18 protein-coding genes are annotated in these 21,742 nt (G+C 71.8%); 13 read left to right on the forward strand and 5 right to left on the reverse strand.

From position 1 onward, the window contains the following. Positions 1-3 precede the first annotated feature (3 nt). Both B1H19_RS06870 and B1H19_RS06875 read right to left on the reverse strand, forming a co-directional pair. Positions 4-870, reverse strand: a complete 867-nt coding sequence (locus tag B1H19_RS06870; RefSeq protein ID WP_083103727.1) for an ABC transporter permease — start codon at positions 868-870, stop codon at positions 4-6. After that, entirely contained in the window at positions 860-1,675 is an 816-nt protein-coding gene (locus tag B1H19_RS06875; protein ID WP_083103728.1) for an ABC transporter ATP-binding protein, read from the reverse strand. Before B1H19_RS06875 ends, B1H19_RS06870 begins: the two co-directional genes overlap by 11 nt. 247 nt (positions 1,676-1,922) lie before the next feature. Here B1H19_RS06875 and B1H19_RS06880 point away from each other — a divergent pair, with 247 nt between their 5' ends. The 4 genes from B1H19_RS06880 to grpE all read left to right on the forward strand — a co-directional run bounded on the left by B1H19_RS06880 (position 1,923) and on the right by grpE (position 7,161). Then, a complete protein-coding gene (locus B1H19_RS06880) occupies positions 1,923-3,677 on the forward strand; it encodes a sensor histidine kinase (RefSeq protein ID WP_083103729.1) in 1,755 nt (584 codons plus the stop codon). 29 nt (positions 3,678-3,706) lie between these two features. Continuing rightward, positions 3,707-4,399 (forward strand): response regulator, encoded by a 693-nt coding sequence (locus tag B1H19_RS06885; RefSeq protein WP_083109465.1) that lies wholly within the window; start codon positions 3,707-3,709, stop codon positions 4,397-4,399. A gap of 210 nt (positions 4,400-4,609) precedes the next feature. Next, the gene (gene dnaK / locus B1H19_RS06890) at positions 4,610-6,493 is read left to right on the forward strand and encodes a molecular chaperone DnaK (RefSeq protein ID WP_083103730.1); all 1,884 of its coding nucleotides are present in this window, start codon (positions 4,610-4,612) and stop codon (positions 6,491-6,493) included. Then, complete coding sequence (gene grpE / locus B1H19_RS06895; RefSeq protein WP_083103731.1) at positions 6,490-7,161, forward strand: nucleotide exchange factor GrpE; 672 nt, start codon at positions 6,490-6,492, stop codon at positions 7,159-7,161. Before dnaK ends, grpE begins: the two co-directional genes overlap by 4 nt. 28 nt (positions 7,162-7,189) lie before the next feature. Here the strand turns inward: grpE and B1H19_RS06900 are convergent, their stop codons facing one another. After that, positions 7,190-7,618, reverse strand: a complete 429-nt coding sequence (locus B1H19_RS06900) for an SRPBCC family protein (RefSeq protein WP_083103732.1) — start codon at positions 7,616-7,618, stop codon at positions 7,190-7,192. A gap of 187 nt (positions 7,619-7,805) precedes the next feature. On the opposite strand from B1H19_RS06900, the gene B1H19_RS06905 reads away from it, so the two are divergent. Continuing rightward, a complete protein-coding gene (locus B1H19_RS06905) occupies positions 7,806-8,063 on the forward strand; it encodes a DivIVA domain-containing protein (RefSeq protein ID WP_083103733.1) in 258 nt (85 codons plus the stop codon). 32 nt (positions 8,064-8,095) lie between these two features. Here the strand turns inward: B1H19_RS06905 and B1H19_RS06910 are convergent, their stop codons facing one another. After that, positions 8,096-10,066: an APC family permease gene (locus B1H19_RS06910; RefSeq protein WP_083103734.1), complete on the reverse strand. Its 1,971-nt coding sequence runs from the start codon at positions 10,064-10,066 to the stop codon at positions 8,096-8,098. A 274-nt stretch (positions 10,067-10,340) separates the two neighbouring features. On the opposite strand from B1H19_RS06910, the gene B1H19_RS06915 reads away from it, so the two are divergent. The 8 genes from B1H19_RS06915 to B1H19_RS06950 all read left to right on the forward strand — a co-directional run bounded on the left by B1H19_RS06915 (position 10,341) and on the right by B1H19_RS06950 (position 19,606). Next, a complete protein-coding gene (locus tag B1H19_RS06915) occupies positions 10,341-11,546 on the forward strand; it encodes a 4-hydroxybenzoate 3-monooxygenase (protein ID WP_083103735.1) in 1,206 nt (401 codons plus the stop codon). A gap of 66 nt (positions 11,547-11,612) precedes the next feature. Continuing rightward, the gene (locus B1H19_RS06920; protein ID WP_083103736.1) at positions 11,613-12,650 is read left to right on the forward strand and encodes a zinc-binding alcohol dehydrogenase family protein; all 1,038 of its coding nucleotides are present in this window, start codon (positions 11,613-11,615) and stop codon (positions 12,648-12,650) included. Positions 12,651-12,848: 198 nt separating this feature from the next. Continuing rightward, positions 12,849-15,257 (forward strand): SpoIIE family protein phosphatase, encoded by a 2,409-nt coding sequence (locus tag B1H19_RS06925; protein WP_418361507.1) that lies wholly within the window; start codon positions 12,849-12,851, stop codon positions 15,255-15,257. A 1-nt stretch (position 15,258) separates the two neighbouring features. Beyond that, positions 15,259-16,356, forward strand: a complete 1,098-nt coding sequence (locus B1H19_RS06930; RefSeq protein ID WP_083103738.1) for a sugar ABC transporter substrate-binding protein — start codon at positions 15,259-15,261, stop codon at positions 16,354-16,356. Positions 16,357-16,366: 10 nt separating this feature from the next. Next, positions 16,367-17,146: an ATP-binding cassette domain-containing protein gene (locus B1H19_RS06935; RefSeq protein WP_083109466.1), complete on the forward strand. Its 780-nt coding sequence runs from the start codon at positions 16,367-16,369 to the stop codon at positions 17,144-17,146. Continuing rightward, positions 17,143-18,399: a sugar ABC transporter permease gene (locus tag B1H19_RS06940; RefSeq protein WP_418361429.1), complete on the forward strand. Its 1,257-nt coding sequence runs from the start codon at positions 17,143-17,145 to the stop codon at positions 18,397-18,399. The genes B1H19_RS06935 and B1H19_RS06940 overlap by 4 nt, the downstream gene beginning before the upstream one ends. Before the next feature lie 213 nt (positions 18,400-18,612). Then, positions 18,613-19,191, forward strand: coding sequence for a HEAT repeat domain-containing protein (locus B1H19_RS06945; RefSeq protein ID WP_159028024.1), 579 nt, complete (start codon positions 18,613-18,615; stop codon positions 19,189-19,191). 22 nt (positions 19,192-19,213) lie between these two features. Then, complete coding sequence (locus B1H19_RS06950) at positions 19,214-19,606, forward strand: Asp23/Gls24 family envelope stress response protein (protein WP_083103741.1); 393 nt, start codon at positions 19,214-19,216, stop codon at positions 19,604-19,606. A 27-nt stretch (positions 19,607-19,633) separates the two neighbouring features. Here B1H19_RS06950 and B1H19_RS06955 read toward each other — a convergent pair whose 3' ends face one another. Further along, complete coding sequence (locus B1H19_RS06955; protein WP_083103742.1) at positions 19,634-21,661, reverse strand: M3 family metallopeptidase; 2,028 nt, start codon at positions 21,659-21,661, stop codon at positions 19,634-19,636. Positions 21,662-21,742 lie beyond the last annotated feature (81 nt).

Here is a 21,742-nt window from a genome sequence, read left to right on the forward strand (position 1 = left end):
CGTTCAGCGGTCGGCGGAGGTGTCGGCGGGCTTCCAGCGGAAGAGGCGCCTTTCGAGGAAGGCGAGCAGGCCCTCGGCGAGCAGGGCGACGACGGCGAGGATCGCCATGGCGGCGTAGACACCGGCCGCGTTGAACGTGCCCTGCGAGGCGGAGACCAGCAGGCCCAGGCCCTTGGTGGCGCCGATGTACTCGCCGACGATCGCGCCGATCAGGGCGAAGCCGAAGCTGACGTGCAGGCTGGTGAAGATCCAGGAGGTGGCGGAGGGGACCACCACCTGGAGGGTGACCTGGCGGTTGCTCGCGCCGAGGATCCGGGAGTTGGCGACCAGGTTGCGGTCGACCTCCCGGGCGCCCTGGAAGGCGTTGAAGAAGACCGGGAAGAAGACGAGGACGACGGCGGAGGCGACCTTGGAGGCCGGGCCGAGGCCGAACCAGATGAGGAAGATCGGCGCGAGGACGATCCGCGGCAGCGCGTTGAGGACCTTGATGTACGGGCCGAGCACCTCGGCCAGGAACCGGATCCGGCCGAGGGCGATGCCCAGCACCACACCGCCGATGACGCCGATGATCCAGCCGAGGAGCGCCTCGTAGAGCGTGTACCAGACCTGCTCCCACAGGGAGCCCTGCGGCGTGCCGTTGAGCGCCCACTGGGTGATCTGGTCCCAGATCTTCGAGGGCATCGAGAAGTTGAACGGGTCGATGACGGCGGCGCGGGCCAGCCCTTCCCACAGGGCGAGGAGGCCGACGAGGAGCAGAACCCGGGTGCCGTGGACGAGGAGGGTGCGGTTGCGGGCGGCGCGCGCCCTGGCCCGGGTGCGGTCGGTACGGACGGCGGCGGGGGCGCCGAGGACCACGGACTCATGCGGCATGGGCGGCGCCCCTTTCACGGGTGATCCGTACCTCTTCACCGAGCGAGGACCAGATCTCCCGGTAGATCTCCACGAACCGGGGCTCCAGCCGGACCTCTTCGACCCGGCGCGGGCGCGGCAGGTCGACGGCGAAGACCTCCTTGACGGTCGCCGGGCCGGCGGTCATCACCACCACCTTGTCGGCGAGGGCGATCGACTCCTCCAGGTCGTGGGTGACGAAGACGACCGAGGCGCCGGTGTCCGACCACAGGTCCAGGAGTTCGTCCGACATCAGCGCCCGGGTCTGGACGTCGAGGGCCGAGAACGGCTCGTCCATGAGCAGGAGTTCGGGGTCGTTGACGAAGGTCGCGGCGAGGGCGACGCGTTTGCGCTGACCGCCGGAGAGCTGGTGCGGATAGCGGTCCTCGAAGGACGCCAGCCCGACGCGGGCGAGCCATTCGCGCGCCCGCTCCCTGGCCTCGGCCTTGGGTACGCCGCGGAAACGGGGCCCGGCCATCACGTTCGACAGGACGGTGCGCCAGGGGAAGACCGCGTCCTGCTGGAAGACGAAACCGGTCCGGTCGCCGATGCCGCGGACCGGCTCGCCGCCGACCAGGACGTCACCGGAGGTGGGCTCCTCCAGGCCGCTGATCAGCGTCAGCGAGGTGGATTTGCCGCATCCGGTGGGCCCGACGACGGCGACGAACTCGCCGCGTTCGACGACCAGGTCGAGATCGCGGACGGCGGTGTGCAGCGCGCCGGAGGGGGTCCGGAACGCCTTGCTCGCTCCCCGCAGTTCGATCGCGGGGATGTGGTGGCTGTTCATGGGCCGGGACGTTAGGAGCGAGGGGGCCGGGGGCGGCAGCCTTGTGGGCGCAAGCCGCCTTTCTGCGCGCAAGCACTGTTGTGCTCGTTTTGCTCACGCTAGAACGACCGAAGCGTGACCGAGGGGTGGGCAACCGCTCACCGACGGCTTACCGTGCGGTCATCGCGCCGTCATACGGAAGATTCGCTTCCGCGGGGCGCGGCGGGCCGGAGCGGCGCGGTGATACCGGGAAACGAGGGAGGCAGGGATGCGGATGCGTCGGCCCCGCCGGATCTTCGCGCAGGTCCTGACCGCGCAGGTGGTCATCACCACGGGAGTGATGGTCCTGGCCACCGGCCTGTTCCTGGCCCCGCTCGGCACGGCGCTGGACGACCAGGCGATGCGGCGGGCGCAGTCGATCGCCCAGACCACGGCGGCCGATCCGGATCTGGCGCGGGAGCTGGTGGCCACGGGGCCGGATCCGCGCGGGCCGGTGCAGGCGGACGCGGAGCGGATCCGTACGGCGACCGGGGCGCTGTACATCGTGGTGATGGACACCCGCGGCGTGCGCTGGTCGCATCCGAACCCCGCCGAGATCGGGCGGCATGTCTCCACCGACCCCAGCCGTCCGCTCGCCGGGCGCGAGGTCCGGCAGATCGACACCGGCACGCTGGGGCGGTCGGCCCGCGCCAAGGTGCCGCTGCGGGACGGGCGCGGGCGGATCGTGGGCGCGGTGTCGGTCGGTATCGCGTACGACAGCGTGCGGGGGCGGCTGCTCGGCAGCATCCCGGGGCTGCTGCGGTATGCGGGCGCGGCGCTGGCCGTCGGCGTCCTGGCCACGCTCGCCGTCTCGCGGAGCCTGCGGCGGCGTACGCACGGTGTCGCGTTCGCCGATATCTCCGCGCTGCTGGAGGAGCGCGAGGCGATGCTGCACGGCATCCGCGAGGGGGTGGTGGCCTGTGACCGGTACGGCAGGATCCGGCTGGTCAACGACGAGGCCGCCCGGCTGCTGGGCCTCGATGCGGCAGCGGCCGCCGGACGGACGCCGGGCGAGGTGCTGGCGCCGGGCCGGACGGCGGAGGTGCTGTCGGGGCGGGTGTCCGGGGCGGATCTGCTGGCCGTCAGCGGCGGGCGGGTGCTGGTCGCCAACCGGGTGCCGACGCGGGACGGCGGGGCGGTGGTGACCCTGCGCGACCGTACCGAGCTGGAGCTGCTCGGGCGCGAACTGGACAGCACCCAGGGCCTGTTGGATGCGCTGCGCGCGCAGGACCACGAGCATGCCAACCAGCTGCACACGCTGCGCGGGCTGCTGGAGCTGGGCCGGTACGAGAGGGCCGTGGCGTTTGTGGCCGAGGTGTCCGGCGCCCACCGGGCGTCCGCGGAGGAGATCGCCGAGCGGGTGCACGATCCGCTGCTGTCCGCCCTTCTCGTCGGCAAGGCCGCCATCGCGGCCGAACGCGGGGTGCCGCTGCGGGTGTCGGCCGCGACGCTGCTGCCCGATGCGGTGGTCGATCCCCGCGATCTGGTGACCGTGCTGGGCAATCTTCTCGACAATGCGCTGGACGCCGTCGCGGCGCACCGGTCGGCCGCGCCCGCCGGGCCGTTCGCCGAGCCGGGTGCCGAGCCGGGTACGGGGCCGGGCGCCGGGCCGCTCGGCAGGCCGCCCGCCGAGCCGTTCGTCGAGGTGGAGCTGCGGGCCGAGGGCAGCACGGCCGTCCTGCGGGTCGCCGACACCGGCCCCGGTGTGCCGCCCGCGCTGCGCGAGCGGATCTTCGCCGAGGGCTGGTCCACCAAGGCCGCCGGGCCCGCGGCCGCGCACCGCGGGCGGGGCATCGGCCTCGCGCTGGTGCGCCGGCTCGCCGAACGGTACGGCGGGACGGCCCGGGTGACCGCCCGCGCGGGCGGCGGCGCGGTCTTCACCGTCGTCCTGCCCGAGGCCCTCGCCCGGGCCGACTCCCCGCACGGTCCGGGCGCCGCCGCCACGGCGGATGCCCGGCTCACCGCCGCCGGCGAACCACGCTGACCGAGAGAGGACTCATGAACGACGTTTCCGTGATCGACGTTCTGGTCGTGGACGACGACTTCCATGTCGCCGAGATCAACGCCGCCTATGTGGCCCAGGTCCCCGGCTTCCGCGTCACCGGCCGGGCCCATACCGCCGCCCAGGCGCTGGCGGCCCTGGAGCGCACCCATGTCGACCTGGTGCTGCTCGACCACTACCTGCCGGACGAGACCGGTCTGACCCTGGTACGGCGGCTGCGCCAGCTGGGCCACCACGCCGACGTGATCATGGTGACGGCGGCCCGCGATGTGGCCACCGTCCGGGACGCGATGCGCTGCGGCGCGTTGCAGTACCTGGTCAAACCGTTCGGCTATTCCGGGCTGCGGGCCAAGCTGGAGGGCTATGCCGCGCTGCGCCGTACCGTCGCGGGCGTCGGCGGGCGGGGCGAGGCCGGCCAGGAGCAGGTGGACCGCATCTTCGGCGCCCTGCGGGCCGCCGAGGCCCCGTACACGGAGCTTCCCAAGGGCCACTCGGCGGCCACCGTGGACCTCGTCCGGCAGATCCTCGGCGGGGCCGCCCACCCCCTGTCCGCCCACGAGGTGGCCGCCCGCGCCGGCGTCAGCCGCTCCACGGCCCAGCGCTATCTCAAGCACCTCGAACGCACCGGGCACATCACCCTGACCCTGAAATACGGGGACACCGGGCGGCCGGAACACCAATACCGATGGGCGAGGGGGCGATGACGGCGGGCCCCTGCCATACGGCCCATTTGCCACGAATTCGGAGCATCTTGACAGGAACCGGGGCACGATTTATGCACATGGTGTAGGTGGCTTGCTCTCCGTACCGGCAGGTGAGAGGGCCTGTTCAGCGGACCGTACAACGCAGCCGCCGCTGCCCCGCGTCGGCGACCGCTCCGGGAGCGGGCGGGGCCGCAAGGTGAGGAGAGGACCATGGCACGCGCAGTGGGTATTGACCTCGGTACGACGAACTCGGTGGTCAGCGTGATGGAGGGCGGTGAGCCCACCGTGATCACCAACGCCGAGGGCGCCCGGACCACACCGTCGGTGGTCGGGTTCGCCAAGGGCGGCGAAGTCCTGGTCGGCGAGATCGCCAAGCGTCAGGCCGTGACCAACGTCGAGCGCACCGCACGGTCGGTCAAACGCCATATGGGGGACGCCCAGTGGCGGTTCCCGGAGAAGGGCGATATCGACGGCAAGCGCTACACCGCGCAGGAGATCTCCGCACGCGTGCTGCAGAAGCTCAAGCGCGACGCCGAGCAGTACCTGGGCGAGGACGTGACCGACGCCGTCGTCACCGTACCGGCGTACTTCAACGACTCCCAGCGCACCGCGACCAAGGAGGCCGGCGAGATCGCGGGCCTGAAGGTGCTGCGGATCGTCAACGAACCGACCGCCGCGGCGCTGGCGTACGGCCTGGACAAGGAGCACGACCAGACGATTCTCGTCTTCGACCTCGGCGGCGGCACCTTCGACGTCTCGCTGCTGGAGATCGGCGACGGCGTCGTCGAGGTGAAGGCCACCAACGGCGACACCCACCTCGGCGGCGACGACTGGGACCAGCGCGTCGTGGACCATCTGGCCAAGCAGTTCAAGAACGCCTACGGGATCGATCTGACCCAGGACAAGATGGCCACCCAACGGCTGCGCGAGGCCGCCGAGAAGGCGAAGATCGAACTGTCGGCGGCGACCGAGACCACGATCAACCTGCCCTATCTGAGCGCCTCGCCGGACGGGCCGCTGCACATGGACGAAAAGCTGACGCGGGCCCAGTTCGAGCAGCTGACCAGCGATCTTCTGGACCGGTGCAAGGCGCCGTTCCACAACGCCGTCAAGGATGCGGGGATCAAGGTCTCCGACATCAACAATGTGATCCTGGTCGGCGGCTCCACCCGGATGCCGGCGGTGACCGAGCTGGTCAAGGAGCTGACCGGCAAGGACCCGCACAAGGGCGTCAACCCCGACGAGGTCGTCGCGATCGGTGCCACGCTCCAGGCGGGTGTGCTCAAGGGCGAGGTCAAGGACGTCCTCCTGCTGGACGTCACCCCGCTGTCCCTCGGTATCGAGACCAAGGGCGGCATCATGACCAAGCTGATCGAGCGCAACACCACCATTCCCACCAAGCGGTCGGAGATCTTCACCACCGCCGAGGACAACCAGCCGTCGGTGCAGATCCAGGTGTTCCAGGGCGAGCGCGAGATCGCGGCGTACAACAAGAAGCTCGGGATGTTCGAGCTGACCGGTCTGCCGCCGGCCCCGCGTGGGGTCCCGCAGATCGAGGTGTCCTTCGACATCGACGCCAACGGGATCATGCACGTCACCGCCAAGGACCTCGGCACCGGCAAGGAGCAGAAGATGACCGTCACCGGCGGCTCCTCGCTGCCGAAGGACGACATCGACCGGATGGTCCAGGAAGCCGAGAAGCACGCCGAGGAGGACCGCCGACGCCGGGAGAGCGCGGAGGTCCGCAACCAGGCCGAGCAGCTGGTCTACCAGACCGAGAAGTTCCTCAAGGACAACGAGGACAAGGTGCCTGCCGAGACGAGGACGGAGGTGGAGACGGCCGCCGGGGAGCTGAAGGAGAAGCTCAAGGGCGAGTCCGCCGAGGGCGACAACACCGCCGAGATCCGCACCGCCACGGAGAAACTCGCGGCCGTCAGCCAGAAGCTCGGCCAGGCCATGTACGCGGAGGCCCAGGCCGCGCAGGCCGCCGGCGGCGGCGAGGGCGCCGCTGCCGGTGAGCAGGCCAAGGCCGAGGACGACGTCGTCGACGCGGAGATCGTCGACGACGACCGGGAGGGGGGAAGCGGACGATGACCCGCCGGACCAACCCTCCGACCGGCCTCCGGGGCCTGCCCCGCCCACCGCTGTCGCTCGTCCCGGACCGGCCGGACGACAGTCCCGCCGTCCTCCCGGCGCGCACCCCCCGGGGCAGGAAGAGCGGCGATACGGAGCGCGGCGCGCCCTCGGGCCGCGAACCCGCCGCCGTGCAGTCGGTGGCACCCAACGCCGCGCTCCGCGCCGAGCTGCACGAGCGCACCGCCGATCTGCAACGGCTCAAGGCCGAGTACGACAACTACCGCAAGCGGGTGCACCGCGACCGCCGGGCGGTCGGGGAGATCGCCGTCGCCAATGTGCTGGAGCGGCTGCTGCCCGTGCTCGACGCCGTCGCCGAGGCGGCCGAACAGGGCGAGCTGACGGGCGGATTCCGGCGCGTGGCGGAGGCGCTGGAGGCGGAACTGGCGGCCCTGGGGCTGGAGTCCGTCGGCACTTCGGGCGCGCCCTTCGACCCGAACCTCCACGAGGCCGTCACCTATACGCCCGCCGACGACGATGCGGGCGGTCCCGCCGCGGTCCCGGCCCCGGAACGCGCCGTCTGCGGGGAGGTCATCCGGCCGGGGTACCGGGTCGGCGACCGGCTGCTGCGGCCCGCGCAGGTGGCGGTGCGGGACGAGCCGGACTCCGGCTCCCCTCACTCAGGGTGACCACATCACCGCTACCGGCCAGGTCCCCTCATTTCTCGTGTTCCACCAGCGACTTGAACTGCTGGAGGTCGCTGCGCAGCCCCCGTTCGATCGCCGCGGCCTGGGCGAACCCCTTCGGCCCGCCGAAGTCGTCCTTGATGGTGCCCGGGTCGTATTCGAACCGGGCCTGGACGCGGGTGTGCCCGCGGTCGATCGGCAGCAGCGAGACGGAACCGGCCAGGTCAGGGCCGCCCGTGGTCTGCCATGACATGACCTTCTCCGTGGTGCGGTCGGTGATCTCGAGGTCGAGTTCCCTGGTCGGGCCGCCCGCCTCGAGATCCAGATGGGTCCGTTTGCCCTCCAGATGGGCCTCGCGCACACCGTCCACATACTGCGGAATGCTGTCCACCCGGTGCAGGCAGTCCCAGGTCTTGTCGACGGGAGCGCCGATGTCTACGTGTTCTTCGAGCGTGCTCATCTGGCACCTCACAGCTCGGTTCACGGCTTCGGATGATGTCTCCAGGGTGCTCCGGGCGGACGGCGGAGGCGACCCGGGCGCGGAAGCGTCTGCCGCAGGAGTAGCGTCACCTCCGGTGATCCACACCGTGACGGCCGGTGATGCACACCGCTGATGCACACCGCGACGAAAGGCAGGGGGCTTGCCGATGTTCTCCTCGCGCAGGGATGACGGCCTGACGAACCGATTCGGATTCGCGCTCGTGCGCCGCGGCTATGACCGCGGCCAGGTGGATGCCTACCTCGAACGGCTCGCGGCCGGCGACCCGCCCGCGGACCATGCCGGCTTCGAGTTGACGAGGCGGGGCTATGACCGCGGGCAGGTCGACGCGTATCTCAGCGAATGGCGGCGGAACGCAGCGGACGGCCAGGGCCGGTCCGACGGGTCGGGGTCGGACCGGCCCTAGGCGCCGTCTTCTGGCGCCTGCGCGCCGACCGCTCAGCCGACGTGGACGCGGGGCCGGCGTTCCCGGTCGGGCTCCGCCTCGCGCAGGACCTCGCGGGTGACGGGGGCGACTTCGCCCTGGCCGAAGAGGAAGAAGCGCAGGAACTGGGCGAAGGGGTTGCCCTCGGTCCACTCGAAGTAGATGTGCGGGCGCTGCCCGGTGAGGTCCCGTACGTGCAGGAGCAGCGCGGCCAGTGCGTTGGAGATGGTGGAGCTGTCGAGGCAGAGCACCCGGTAGCGGCCGTGCAGGACCTCGCCGCGGACCCGCAGCTCGCTCTCGAACTCCGACGGGTCGCCGACCGTGACCTCGACGAAGATGAGGTCGTCGTCGCAGGGAATGTCGTTGTCGCTGCGGATCTGCTGGAGCTTGTCGCGGTACTCGGCCACATCGCGCTGGTCGGGCTCGTTGGCGATGAGGCGGATTCCGCGCCGGGCGGCGTCGCGGAGGAACCGTTCGGCGGTCTCGTCGAGGACCACGCTGGTCACCCGCAGCTCGAAGGCGCGGCGAAGCCGCGACAGCAGCGAGATGAGGATGATGCCGGCGATGAAACAGGCACCGATCTTGACGCCGTCGGGCCGCTCGATGACGTTGGCGACGGTGGTGTAGAGGAACACCGCGGAGATCGCGGCGAAGCCGATCGTCCAGCCGCGCTGGCGGGCGCGGTGGGCGGCGATGGTCACGGCGATGGCGGCGGAGCTGATCAGGACGAGCACGCCGGTGGCGTAGGCGCCGCCCTGGGCGTCGACATCGGCGTTGAAGATCCAGGTCACCAGGAACGCGACGAGGGTGAAGACCAGCACCATCGGGCGGACCGCCCGCGCCCAGTGCGGGGCCATGCCGTACCGCGGCAGATACTGCGGCATCAGATTGAGCAGTCCGGCCATCGCCGAGGCACCGGCGAACCAGAGGATCGCGATGGTGGAGATGTCGTAGACGGTGCCGAAGGCGTTGCCCAGGTACTCGTGCGCGAGGTAGGCGAGCGCGCGGCCGTTGGCCTGGCCGCCCGGCTTGAATGCGTCGGCCGGGATCAGCAGGGTCGTCACGAAGCTGGTGAGGATGAGAAAGACGCTCATGATCACGGCGGCCGTGGTGAGCAGCTTCTTCGTGCCGCGGATGCGGCCGGTGGGGCGCTGCTCGGTGTCGTCGGCGTCGCCCTCGACATGCGGCATGACCGCCACGCCGGTCTCGAAACCCGACATGCCCAGCGCCAGCTTGGGGAAGACCAGCAGGGCCACGCCGACCATGGCGACGACGTTGCCGTGCTGGGCGGTCAGGGCCTGGGACCAGTCGGTGACGACATGCGGCGCCTCGGCCACATGCCACAGTCCGACGACGACCACCGCGACGTTGAGGCCGAGGTAGAGGGCAACCAGGACCACGGCGACGCCGACCGCCTCCAGGAAGCCCTTCATGAAGACCGCGCCGAGCAGGGCGACCAGGATCAGGGTGATGATCATCTGCTGGTTGTGCAGGACACCGGTCAGATGCGGGTTCTCCACGAGGTGGGTGGAGGCGTCGGCGGCCGACAGGGTGATGGTGATCAGGAAGTCGGTGGCGGCGAATCCCAGCAGGGCCAGGACGAACAGCTTGCCCTTCCAGAACGACAGCAGCCGCTCCAGCATCGCGATCGAACCCTGTCCGCGCGGGCTCTCCTCCGCCACCCGCCGGTAGACCGGCAGCGCACCGGCCAGCGTCACGATCACCAGGACGATGGTCGCGACGGGTGACAGCAGACCGGCGGCGAGGGCCGCGATGCCCGGCTGGTAGCCGAGGGTGGAGAAGTAGTCGACACCGGTCAGGCACATCACCCGCCACCACCGCTGCCCCTTGTGGGCGCTCTGCTGCTCGGGCTGACCGCCCTGCTGGTGCTTGGCCATGTCGGCCAGGCCCTCCAGCATCCATGCCCGCATCCGTTGTCGCGGCGGGGCCCCGGGGGCATCGTCGGCGGGGGCGGGGGTGGCCATGGGGTGCTCCTGTCGTATGTACGAAGACTCTTGCGTAGGTGCGAAGGCTCTCGGCCATCGGCGAGACGGCCTGGGTCAGGGTACGCAGCCGTGTCGGCGGGATGTACGGCGGCATGCCGTCCGGGTGCTCGGGGGCCCGACGGGCCTGCGGTCCGGGCACTTTGGGCCCCGCCGCCGGAGGTGTTCGGGGCCCTGCGTACGATCTTGATCCCGCCACGCCCCCACGCCCCGGCCCGCCGTGCCCCGCACGCGTACCCCGAAGGGAACTCCCGACGTGACGTCCCCCTCCCCCGCGCCCACCCGCACCCGCGTCGTCGTCATCGGCGCCGGTCCCGCCGGGCTCACCGTGGCGAATCTGCTGCGCGGCGCCGGGATCGACTGCGTCGTACTGGAGGCGGAGAGCCGCGAGTTCATCGAGCGGCGGCCGCGCGCCGGGTTCATCGAGGAGTGGGCGGTCCGCGCGCTGGCCCGTCACGGCCTCGCCGACCGGGTGCTCGAACGCGCCGAGACCCAGGCGCAGTTCGAGTTCCGCTTCGGCGGCGAGCGGCATCTGATACGCACCGCGGAACTGTCGGGCAGTCGTCATTTCGTCTATCCGCAGCCGCAGTTGGTGACCGATCTGGTCGCGGCGTACGCGGACGCCGCGGGCGGCGACATCCGCTTCGGCGTACGGGAGGTGCGGCTGCACGACGTGGACGGGGAGCGGCCCGCGGTGAGCTACCGCGATCCGGTCACCGGCGAGCGGCAGCGCATCGAGTGCGAGCTGATCGCGGGGTGCGACGGGGCGCGCGGGGTGAGCCGGGCGGCGATACCCGCCGGCCGGACGGTGCTGACCCGGCACGACCACGGGGTGGCCTGGCTCGCGCTGCTCGCCGCGGCGCCGCCGTCCGCGGAGGGGGTGGTCTTCGGCATCCACGAGAGCGGGCTGGGCGCCCATATGGCCCGTAGCCCCGAGATCACCCGCTACTACCTCCAGGTCGAGCCCGGCGAACGGGCCGAGAACTGGTCGGACGCGCGCATCTGGGACGCGCTGCGCACCCGGCTCGCGGCCGCCGGTGCCCCGCCGCCGGCCGAGGGGCCGCTGGTGGAGAAAGTGGTCCTGGACATGCACAACTACGTGGTCGAGCCGATGGCGTACGGCCGGCTCTATCTGGCCGGGGACTCGGCACACCTGGTCGCGCCGATAGCGGCGAAGGGCATGAATCTGGCGATCAACGACGCGCTGCTGCTCGCACAGGCGCTGATCGCGCACTACCAGGGGGACGGCAGCGGCCTCGCCGACTATTCGCAGGCGTGTCTGCGGCGCGTCTGGCAGTACCTGGAGTTCTCGCAGTGGCTGTCGGAGGTGCTGCACGGCGCCTCGTCCGGCGACCGCTTCCGGGCGGGCACGGCCGCGGCGCGGCTGCGGCGGCTGCTGGGCTCGCGCTCGGCGGCGGAGGCGTTCGCCGGGCTGTACATCGGCGAGGAAGCGGATCTCTGAGGGCGGCCCGGGACAGCGGGGCGGGGCCCGTTTGCCCGCCGTAGCGGGCGGCAGCAGGCTGGAGACATGGCATCCGGTGCCGGTCCGCAGCTTCCGGACATCGTCTCCGGCTGGGCCGTCGAACGGCCCGGACCGGTGGCCTCCGGACCGCTGGTGACGGTGCGGCGCGCGCTTCCCGAGCCCGGTCCGGGCGAGCTGGCGGTGCGGGTGGAGGCGTGCGGGGTGTGCCGTACGGATCTGCATCTGGCGGAGGGGGACCTGGCGCCGCACCGGCCGTCGACCGTGCCGGGGCACGAGATCGTGGGGCGGGTGGCCGCGACCGGCAGCGGCGTGAGCGGCTTCGACGTCGGCGACCGGGTCGGCGGGGCCTGGCTGCGGGAGACCTGCGGCACCTGCCGCTACTGCCGGGCGGGCCGGGAGAACCTGTGTCCCACGTCGCGCTACACGGGCTGGGACGCCGACGGCGGCTTCGCCGATGCGGCCCTGCTGCCCGCGGACTACGCCTATCCCCTGCCCGGCGACCGCGACGCCACCCAGCTGGCGCCGCTGCTGTGCGCCGGGATCATCGGCTACCGGGCGCTGCGGCGCAGCGCGCTGCCGCCCGGCGGACGGCTGGGGATCTACGGCTTCGGGGCGTCGGCGCATCTGGCCGCGCAGGTCGCCCTCGCCGAGGGCGCCACCGTCCATGTGCTGACGCGGTCCGCCCAGGCGCGTCAACTCGCCCTCGGCCTGGGCGCGTCCTCGGCCGGCGATGCCTACGGCCGCCCGCCCGAACCGCTGGATGCGGCGATCCTCTTCGCGCCGGTCGGCGATCTGGTGCCGGTGGCCCTGGCGGCCCTGGACCGGTCCGGCACGCTGGCCGTGGCCGGTATCCATCTCAGCGACATCCCCCCGCTCACCTACCAGCGCCACCTCTTCTACGAACGGAATCTGCGCAGCGTCACCTCCAATACGCGCGAGGACGGCCGGGAGTTCCTGCGGACGGCGGCGCGGATCGGCATCCGGGTCACGGTCAGCCCGTACCCGCTCAGCCGCGCTCCGCAGGCGCTGGCGGACCTGGCGGCCGACCGGGTGCACGGGGCTGCGGTCCTGGTACCCGGCTGATCCCGGCCGTTCCCCGAACTCAGCCTGGACGTTCCCGACTAGCTCCCCTCTCCCCCGATGCCGCACCATGGAGAAGAAGCGGTAAATGGTGACATGTCCGATGAGGTGGGGCCGGGTCCGTCCGCCCCGGCCCCGAGGGCAGGTACGGCGACCGTGGCTTACGACGACGGCTTCCCGCGTACGGAGGCGGTGCAGGCAGTGACCGCGCGGGTCCTTGGGTTCTCCGGGGCCGAGCTGACCGCCGTCTATGTGCCGGCCGATGCCGAGGGGGACGGCGATCTTCAGCTGGCCGGGACGGCCGGGGGCTGGGGCCTCCCGTACGGACTGCCGACGCACTGCGCACGGTCCGGCGACTCCCCCGTGGCCACGGCCTTCCGTACCGGGGTGCCGCTGTGGCTGGGGCCCGAGGAGAGCGCGACCGTCGGGTCGATGGGCGTGCTGCCGCTGGGCGGGGACACCCAGCGGCTGGGCTGTCTGGTGGTCGTGGACAAGCGCCCGGACGCCTTCGGCGCGGACCGGCGCCGCCTGCTGGAGCTGCATGCCGACCAGGTCGCGGCGGGGCTGGAGGCGGTGGCCGCGCGGGACCTGGGGCGGGCGAAGGGGGCCGGCGGCGGGCGACTGGGACCGGGGCTGGAAACGCTGCGGGGCGGCGCGTTCACCCTGGGCCTGGGCACCGGGCGGATCGCCGCGGATGCGCAGGTCCTGGCCCTGTTCGGAATTCCGCCGGAGGGGTTCGACGGGCAGGTCGAGACGCTGCTGGCACGGACCGCGCCGGACGACGTGCCCGCGCTGATGGCGATCGTGGAACCGGACCGGCTGCCCACGCCCGGCCAGCAGCTGTCGTTCCGGATCCGCCGCCCCAACGGCGAGCTGCGCTGGCTGAGCCTGCGCTGCCAGGTGCTGATGGCCGCCACGGGGGCGCCGGAGCGGGTGCTGGGTGTGGTCGCCGATGCCGCCTATCTGCGGCCCAGTGCCGACGAGGTCGCCATCGTGCGGCGACTGTCGGCGGCGCTGGCCGGGGCGACGACCATCCGGGACGTGAGCCGGGTGGTGGTCGCGGCCCTGCGGGTGCCGCTGGGCGCGTCCCGGGTGGCGGTCGCCGAACTGGAGGCCGACCGGTTCGTGGTCACGGTCCTCGATCCCCCCGAGCCCGACGCCTGGCCCGAGGAATGGCGCAGCGAATGGCGTTCCGAGTGGCCCGACACCTCCTGTCACCGGCTGCCCACGCTGGAGGCCGCGGTGCGGGCCGGGCAGGTGGCCCTGTGGCCCCCGGGGGCCGCCCTGGAACCGGGTCTGGCGGGTGTCGGGCCCGGCGGGCTGGCCGTGCTGCCGCTGCCGGCCGACGGCCGGATGGCCGGGGTGTGCCTGGTCGGCTGGGACGAGGAGCACCGGTTCGGGCCGGAGGAGCGCTCGCTGCTGACCGCGACCGCGGGGCTGGCGGGTCAGGCGCTGGTGCGGGCGCGGGCGCTGGACGCCGGGCACGAGCTGACCACGATGCTCCAGCGCAGCCTGCTGCCGCGCAAGCTGCCCAAGCTGGCGGGCGGGGTGGCCGCCGCCCGCTATCTGCCGGCCACCGTGGGCCTGGAGGTGGGCGGCGACTGGTACGACGTCATTCCGCTGTCCGACGGGCATGTGGCGCTGGTCATCGGCGATGTGGAGGGCCACAGCGCGGGCGCGGCCTCGATCATGGGCCAGATGCGCACGGCGATCCGGGCGTATGCGGTGGAGGGCCATCCGCCGGATGTGGTGGTCTCGCACACCAACCGGCTGCTGGTCGGCATGGAGACGGATCTGTTCGCCACCTGCTGCTATGTCGACCTGGACATGGAGGAGGGCATCGCCTGGTTCGTACGGGCCGGGCATCTGCCGCCGCTGCTGCGGCATCCCGACGGCCGTACGGAGGAGATGGACATCGCGGGCGGCCCGCCGCTGGGGGTGGTCGCCGACGGGGAGTTCCCGCTGACCGAGGTCGGTCTGGCGCCCGGCACCGTGCTGGCGCTGCTGACCGACGGCCTGGCCGAGTCGGCGCACCTTCCGGTGGAGGAGGGGCTGCGCAAGGTCCGCGAGGTGCTGGGGGCGGCGGATCCGTCCGATGCCGGACGGATGGCCGATGAGCTGCTGGGCAGTGCGAAGCGCCGCGACGACGACGTGGCCGTGCTGGTGCTGCGCTACGACGGGATGGAGGTGCGTCCGACCCGGGCCCGCTGGGCGGTGTGGCGGCTGCCGGACGCGGTGATGCACGCCCGCCGGTTCACCGCGCGCACCCTGCGCTCCTGGGAGGTGACCCAGGAGATGGATGTGGCGCTGCTGGTGGTGTCCGAGCTGGTCACCAATGCCATTGCGCATACGCAGGGCGAGGTGCGGCTGGATCTGACGCTGGCCGCCGACCGGCTGCGGATCGCCGTGAACGACGCCTCGCCGCGGGCCCCGGTCAAACCGGGGAGCGTGGACTGGGAGGCGACCGGCGGCCGCGGGCTGCTGCTCGTCGAGGCGATGTCGCTGGTGTGGGGCTCGGTGCCGCTCAGCGGCGGCAAGCAGGTGTGGAGCGAGATCGCGGTGTCGCCGCGGGAGCGGCCGGCCCGGGGCAGCGCGGAGGAGGGCGGCTGAGATGGGCCTCGGCATCCGGCACGCCGTCGTCGTCCTGGCCGGGCTGTGTCTGACGGTCGGGGCCGGCGCCTGCGGACTGGCCCGTGAGGCGGGCGCCTCGCACGAGCACCCGGCCGGCGGCCTGACGATCGGTCTGCTGCTGCCCGACTACACCTCCCGGATGCAGCAGTTCGACAAGCCGCTGATCGAGAAGCGGATCCATGAGCGGTGCCCGGCCTGCCGGGTGGAGTTCGCCAGCGCGCAGCACGATGTGGCCACGCAGCAGGCGCAGGTCGACGCGATGATCACCAAGGGGGTCAAGGTGATGATCCTCGACGCCGTCGACTCCAAATCCCTGCGCCACTCCATCGAGAACGCCCACCGGGCGGGCGTCGAGGTCATCGCCTACGACCGTCTCGCGGAGGGGCCGATCTCCGGCTATGTCTCCTTCGACGGCAACCAGGTCGGCCGGCTCCAGGGCCGGGAGCTGCTGCGGGCGATGGGCGCCAGGGCGCACGGCGGCCAGATCGTCATGATGAACGGGGACTTCAGCGATCCCAATTCCCGGTGGTTCCAGCAGGGCGCGCTGGACGTGCTGCGCGGCAGGGTGCGCATCGGCAAGGCGTACGAGACCACCGGATGGCGGCCGGAGGTCGCCCACACCAATATGTCCGGCGCCATTTCGGCCCTGGGCGCCGACCGGATCGACGGGGTGCTGTCCGCCAACGACGGTCTGGCCGCGGGCGTCATCTCCGCGATGAAGGCCGCCAAAATGCAGCCGCTGCCGCCGGTCACCGGGCAGGACGTCGAGCTCTCCGCCATCCAGCGCATCGTCCAGGGCGAGCAGTACATGAGCGTCTACAAGCCCTTTGTGTACGAGGCGAACGCCGCCGCCGACATGGCCGTCGCACTGGTCCACGGCAAGAGCCTGGCCCCCATCACCCGGCACACGGTCAACAGCCCCACGACGCGGGGCGTTCCGGCCGTGCTGCTCACGCCGATCGCGGTGACCGTGCACAACATCAAGGCCACCCTCGTCAAGGACGGGATGTACACGGTCCATCAGATCTGCACCCCCACATACGCGGCCGCCTGCGCGAAGGCCGGCCTCACCGGGTAAGGCGGTGTCCATGTCCGCTCCGCCGCTGCTGGCGCTGCACGGGATCTTCAAACGGTTCGGCGCCGTCCAGGCCCTCCGGGACGTCGAGCTGGAGATCCGCGCCGGGCAGGTCGTCGCGCTGGTGGGCGACAACGGCGCGGGCAAGTCGACGCTGGTCAAGGTGATCGCCGGGGTCGCCCCGGCCGATGCGGGCATGATCGAGTGGGACGGCCGTCCGGTCCACATCACCCGCCCGCACGACGCCCGGAACATGGGCATCGCCGCCGTCTACCAGGACCTCGCGCTCTGCGACAACCTCGACGTCGTCGGCAATCTCTTCCTCGGCCGGGAGATTCACCGCTCGGGTGTGCTGGACGAGGTGGAGATGGAGCGCGTCACCCTGGAGCTGCTCGACACCCTCGCCATCCGGATGCCCGGTGTCCGACTGCCGGTCGCCTCGCTGTCCGGAGGCCAGCGGCAGACCGTCGCGATCTCCCGTTCGCTGCTGGGCGCGCCCCGTCTGGTCCTGCTCGACGAGCCGACCGCGTCCCTGGGCATCGAGCAGACCTCCCAGGTCCTGGACATGGTCGACCAGCTGCGGGAACGCGGGCTGGGAGTGCTGCTGGTCAGCCACAACATGGGCGATGTCAAGGCCGTCGCGGACTGGGTGGCGGTGCTGCGGCTGGGCTGCAACAACGGGTTCTTCGATGTGACCAGCACCTCGCACGAGCAGATCATCTCCTCCATCACCGGGGCCACCGACAACGCCGTCACACGCCGTCAGACACACGGGTGGGAGCTGGAGCTGTGAGCCGCACCTGGACTCCGCGAAACCACAAGCCGGCCGATGGCGCGCCCCGACCGCCGGGGCCGTTCGGGCACCGGGTACGGGGCGCCGCCGCCTCCCTGGGCCGCCGCTTCCGCAGCGGCGAACTCGGCTCCACCCCCGTCGTGCTCGGCCTGCTCATCGTCTGGATCATCTTCGAGGCCCTCAACTCCAACTTCCTCTCCCCGCGCAACCTCTCCAACCTCAGCGTGGACATCGTCGGCACCGGCCTGATCTCCATCGGCATCGTCTTCGTCCTGCTGCTCGGCGAGATCGACCTCTCGGTCGGGTCGGTGAGCGGACTGGCGGCGGCCGCCTTCGCCGTACTGAACGTCAACCGGGGGATGGCGGAAGGACTCGCGGTGCTCCTGGCCGTGCTCGCCGGCACCGCCATCGGCGCCGTCCAGGGCTTCTTCTTCGCGAAGGTCGGCGTGCCGTCCTTCGTGGTGACCCTCGCCGGACTGCTGGGCTGGAACGGGCTGATGCTCTACATCCTGGGTACCAGCGGCACCATCAACCTCTCCGACAAGGGCCTGGTCGCCATGCTGACCGGCCACTACTTCACCCATGTCGCCGCCGCCTACGGCCTGGCGGCGCTCGGCACCGCCGGGTACTTCCTCGCCTCGTACCACGACACCCGGCGCCGGCAGGCGGCCGGCGTACCGTACCGCCCGCTGCGCGGGATCGTCTGGCGTACGGCCCTGCTCGGCGCGGTCACCCTCGTCGTGGCGTGGGTCCTCAACCAGTTCGAGGGCCTGCCGCTGGCGCTGCTGATCTTCCTGGCCTTCCTGGTGGGCCTGGACTGCGTACTGCGCCGTACCCGCTACGGCCGGATGATCTTCGCTCTGGGCGGCAGCGTCGAGGCCGCCCGCCGTACCGGCCTCAACGTCGACCTGGTACGGATCTCGGTCTTCATGATCTCCGGCACCATGGCCGCGATCGGCGGCCTGTTCCTGGCCTCCCGGGTCTCCTCGGCCAGCCAGACCTCGGGCTCGGGCAATCTGCTGATGGACGCCATCGCCGCCGCGGTCATCGGCGGGACCAGCATGTTCGGCGGCCGCGGCCGCACCTGGTCCGCGCTGCTGGGGGTGCTGGTCATCCAGTCGATCGCCTCCGGTGTGGCCCTCATGGGCATCCAGACCGCCGTCCAGTTCATGATCACCGGCGGGGTGCTGCTCGTCGCCGTGGTCATCGACTCGCTCTCGCGCCGCGCCCAGAAGTCCCACGGCCGGGTGTGAGGCGGGCCGCCGTGCGCCGCGGCCCCGGCCATGACCCATCGGGCAGGCCTTACCACGGCGTGGCGCCCGTGGCGAGCGCAGCGCGGCACCCGGTGGGGTCCCTCCGGCGCGGTTGCGGATGGCGATCCCCTGCGCAAAGCATGGAGAGGAATGTGTCTTCTCGAAATGCCCTCTCCAAAAGCCTCTGCTCGAAGGGACGGCAACTTCATGGTCATGGAATACGGACAGCGATGGGGCTTCGCCGCCGACAGCGGCCGCCTCGGCGCGGCGGTCGGTGAGGCCATGCGTGCCGTGGAGGCCCTGAGCGATACGGTCGAATGCACCGTGGAGGGCTATCAACAGGCCCTGGAAACCCTGCACCGCTACCCCGACGACGAAGTCACCGCGGTGTTGCGGCGCGGCTGGGAAACCCTGCCGGAGTCCGCCTATCCCGACCGCTGGGGCGTCGTCCAGGTGCTCACCGACCTCCAAATCACCTCCGCCACGGAGGTGTTCGAGACGATACTGACCACGCCCATCCCGCCCGAGCGCACCCCGGAATACGCCTACCCCTATTCCACCGTCGGGGAGGAAATCACCCTGCGCACCACGGCCGTCGAAGGACTGACCCGCCTGGCCGCGGAGGACGATCCCGGTGCCGTGGAACTCCTCATCCGGCATGTGACCGACGACGACCGCAGCATTCAGACCGCGTGTGTGCGGGCGCTGCGGGACCTGGGCGAGGACGCCGGGGTCGATGTGTCGCCCCTGGTGCCGGACGATGTCCAAGAGTTGCTGCGGCGACCGGGCTGACGGGTCGAAAGGATGATGCGCCATGACCGACATCCAGGACCGCGGTAAGACGACCATCGCCGACGTCGTGGTCGCCAAGGTCGCCTATCTGGCCGCCGCGGACGTCCCCGGCGTCCACGCGCTGGGCAGCGGATTCTCCCGGTCCGTCGGGGCACTGCGGCAACGCGTCCCCGGAGGGCCGTCCACCACCGTGCACGGCGTGAAGGTCGAGGTCGGCGAGAAACAGGCGGCGGTCGATCTGGACCTGATCGTCGAGTACGGCGAGATCATCCGCGAAGTGGCCGGTGCCGTACGGGAGAGCGTGATCCTCGCCGTCGAGCGGATGACCGGCTTCGAGGTGGTCGAGGTCAACACCGCGGTGAGCGACGTCAAACTGCCCGAGGAGGAGGAGGCCGAAGCGGAACGCGTGCGGTAGACGCGCCCGCCGCGGCCCCGCTCGGCCTCAGCCGGTCGTCAGGCCGTGCCGGGCCAGCAGCGGTCCGAGATCCGGATCGCGGCCGACCACGGCACGGAACGCCGCCATCGGATCGACGCTGCCGCCCCTGCCGAGCAGTTCGCGGCGGAAGATCTCGCCGCTCTCGCGCACCGTCTTGCCGTTCTCCCCGAACCAGCGCACGGTGTCGGCGTCCAGCACCTCGGCCCAGCGGTAGCCGTAGTACCCGGCCGCATAACCGCCGGCGAAGATATGGGCGAAGTAGCCCGTGCGGTAGCGCGGCGGGATCGCGGGCAGGGCGACGCCGTAGCGCTCCAGCGCGGCCCGCTCGAACGCCTCGGCGCCGTCCGCGTCCGGCAGTTCACCGTCGGCGGGCAGGGTGTGCCAGGCCCAGTCGAGGAGCGCGGCCGCCAGATGCTCCACCACCCGGAAGCCGACGCCGAAGCCCTCCGCCTCGCGCAGCCGGGCCGGCAGGTCGGACGGCATGGGCTCGCCGGTGCGGTGATGCCGGGCGTAACGGGCCAGCACCTCGGGCCGCTCCGCCCACATCTCGTTGACCTGGGAGGGGAACTCCACGAAGTCCCGCGGCACACTGGTGCCCGACAGCAGCGGATAGCGCACGTCGGAGAAGAGCCCGTGCAGCGCGTGGCCGAACTCGTGGAAGAGGGTGGTGACCTCGCTCCAGGTCATCAGCACGGGCTCGCCGGCCGGCGGCCGGGCGATGTTGAGGTTGTTGATGACCACCGGCTTGTGGCCCAGCAGCCGGGACTGCGGTACGAGGGCGTCCATCCAGGCGCCGCCGCGTTTGGACGCGCGGGCGAAGAAGTCGGCGACGTAGAGCCCGAGCGGGGTGCCGTCCGCCTCGAACACCTCGAAGACCCGGGCGTCGGGATGGTGGGCCTCCAGATCGCGGCGCTCGGCGAAGGTGATGCCGTAGACCAGCTCCGCGGCGTGGAAGACGCCGTCCCACAGCACCTTCTCCAGCTCCAGATACGGGCGGAGCGCGGCCGCGTCGACGGCGAAGCGCTCCTTGCGGATCCGCTCGGAGTAGAACTGCCAGTCGGCCGCGCGGATCCCGTCCACCCCGGCGGCCTCGGCCAGCGCCGCGCCCTCGCGCTCGGCGTTGGCGACGGCCGGGCCGATCAGCCGGGCGAACATCTCCTCGACGGCCTCGGTGGTGCCCGCGGTCCCGTCGGCGACCACCCAGGCGGCGTGGCTGGGGTGACCGAGCAGCGCGGCGCGTTCGGCGCGCAGGGTGGCCAGCCGGACGGCGACCGGGCCGTTGCTGACCAGACCGCGCCCCAGGGAGGCGGCGAGCAGCCGCTCGCGCAGGCCGGGGTCGGCCAGGGAGGCGAGCTGGGTCTGGTTGGAGAAGTTCTTCAGGCTGAGCAGGAACCCTTCGCGGCCCCGGGCCCGGGCGTCCTCGGCGGCGGCCGCGATCTCGTCCTCGGGTAGTCCGGCCAGCTCCGCCGCGCTCTCCACGGCCACGGCGGCGTCGGCGGTGTCCGCGCGCAGGTTCTGCTTGAACTGCGTGCACAGCGAGGCGATTTCGCCGTTCAGCTCCCGCAGCCGCGCCTGCTGCTGCGGGGTGAGGCGGGCCCCCGCCCGGACGCGCAGGGTGTGGTGGCGCTCCAGGACACGCAGCTGCTCCTCGTCCAAGCCGAGCTGCTCGCGCTGCGCATGGAGCGCGTCGAGCCGGGCGAACAGGGCGGGATCCAGGAGCAGGGCGTCGTCGTGCGCGGCCAGCCGGGGGGCTGTCTCGGCCTCGATGGCCTGGAAGGCGGCGTCGGTGTCCGAGCTTCCCTTGTTGCTGAACACCCGCCGCACCCGGCCGAGCACGGCGCCGCTGCGCTCCAGCGCCTCGACGGTGTTCTCGAAGGTCGGGGGCTCGGTCTCGGCGCCGATGGCCGCCACCTCGGCCAGCTGCTCGGACATCCCGCGCTCGAAGGCCGGCAGGAAGTGCTCCTGCCGGATGTGCGCGAACGGCGGCAGTTCGTAGGGCAGTTCACTCGGCTGGAAGAAGGGATTCGACGTCACGAAATCGAGCGTACGCCCCGGAGCCGCCCCGGGTCCGGCGGTTGTGGACAGCGACGCCCGGCGGGCCCGCCACCGGCCGCC

It is taken from the genome of Streptomyces gilvosporeus, assembly GCF_002082195.1.
Lineage (GTDB): Bacteria > Actinomycetota > Actinomycetes > Streptomycetales > Streptomycetaceae > Streptomyces > Streptomyces gilvosporeus.

Bases quoted from the DNA above. Each gene is read 5' to 3' on its own strand.
- B1H19_RS06920 (WP_083103736.1), top strand. From the start codon at position 11,613: ATGGCATCCGGTGCCGGTCCGCAGCTTCCGGACATCGTCTCCGGCTGG.
- B1H19_RS06950 (WP_083103741.1), top strand. From the start codon at position 19,214: ATGACCGACATCCAGGACCGCGGTAAGACGACCATCGCCGACGTCGTG.
- B1H19_RS06880 (WP_083103729.1), top strand. From the start codon at position 1,923: ATGCGGATGCGTCGGCCCCGCCGGATCTTCGCGCAGGTCCTGACCGCG.
- grpE (WP_083103731.1), top strand. From the start codon at position 6,490: ATGACCCGCCGGACCAACCCTCCGACCGGCCTCCGGGGCCTGCCCCGC.
- B1H19_RS06905 (WP_083103733.1), top strand. From the start codon at position 7,806: ATGTTCTCCTCGCGCAGGGATGACGGCCTGACGAACCGATTCGGATTC.
- B1H19_RS06930 (WP_083103738.1), top strand. From the start codon at position 15,259: ATGGGCCTCGGCATCCGGCACGCCGTCGTCGTCCTGGCCGGGCTGTGT.
- dnaK (WP_083103730.1), top strand. From the start codon at position 4,610: ATGGCACGCGCAGTGGGTATTGACCTCGGTACGACGAACTCGGTGGTC.
- B1H19_RS06935 (WP_083109466.1), top strand. From the start codon at position 16,367: ATGTCCGCTCCGCCGCTGCTGGCGCTGCACGGGATCTTCAAACGGTTC.
- B1H19_RS06910 (WP_083103734.1), bottom strand. From the start codon at position 10,066: ATGGCCACCCCCGCCCCCGCCGACGATGCCCCCGGGGCCCCGCCGCGA.
- B1H19_RS06900 (WP_083103732.1), bottom strand. From the start codon at position 7,618: ATGAGCACGCTCGAAGAACACGTAGACATCGGCGCTCCCGTCGACAAG.
- B1H19_RS06875 (WP_083103728.1), bottom strand. From the start codon at position 1,675: ATGAACAGCCACCACATCCCCGCGATCGAACTGCGGGGAGCGAGCAAG.
- B1H19_RS06870 (WP_083103727.1), bottom strand. From the start codon at position 870: ATGCCGCATGAGTCCGTGGTCCTCGGCGCCCCCGCCGCCGTCCGTACC.
- B1H19_RS06945 (WP_159028024.1), top strand. From the start codon at position 18,613: ATGGAATACGGACAGCGATGGGGCTTCGCCGCCGACAGCGGCCGCCTC.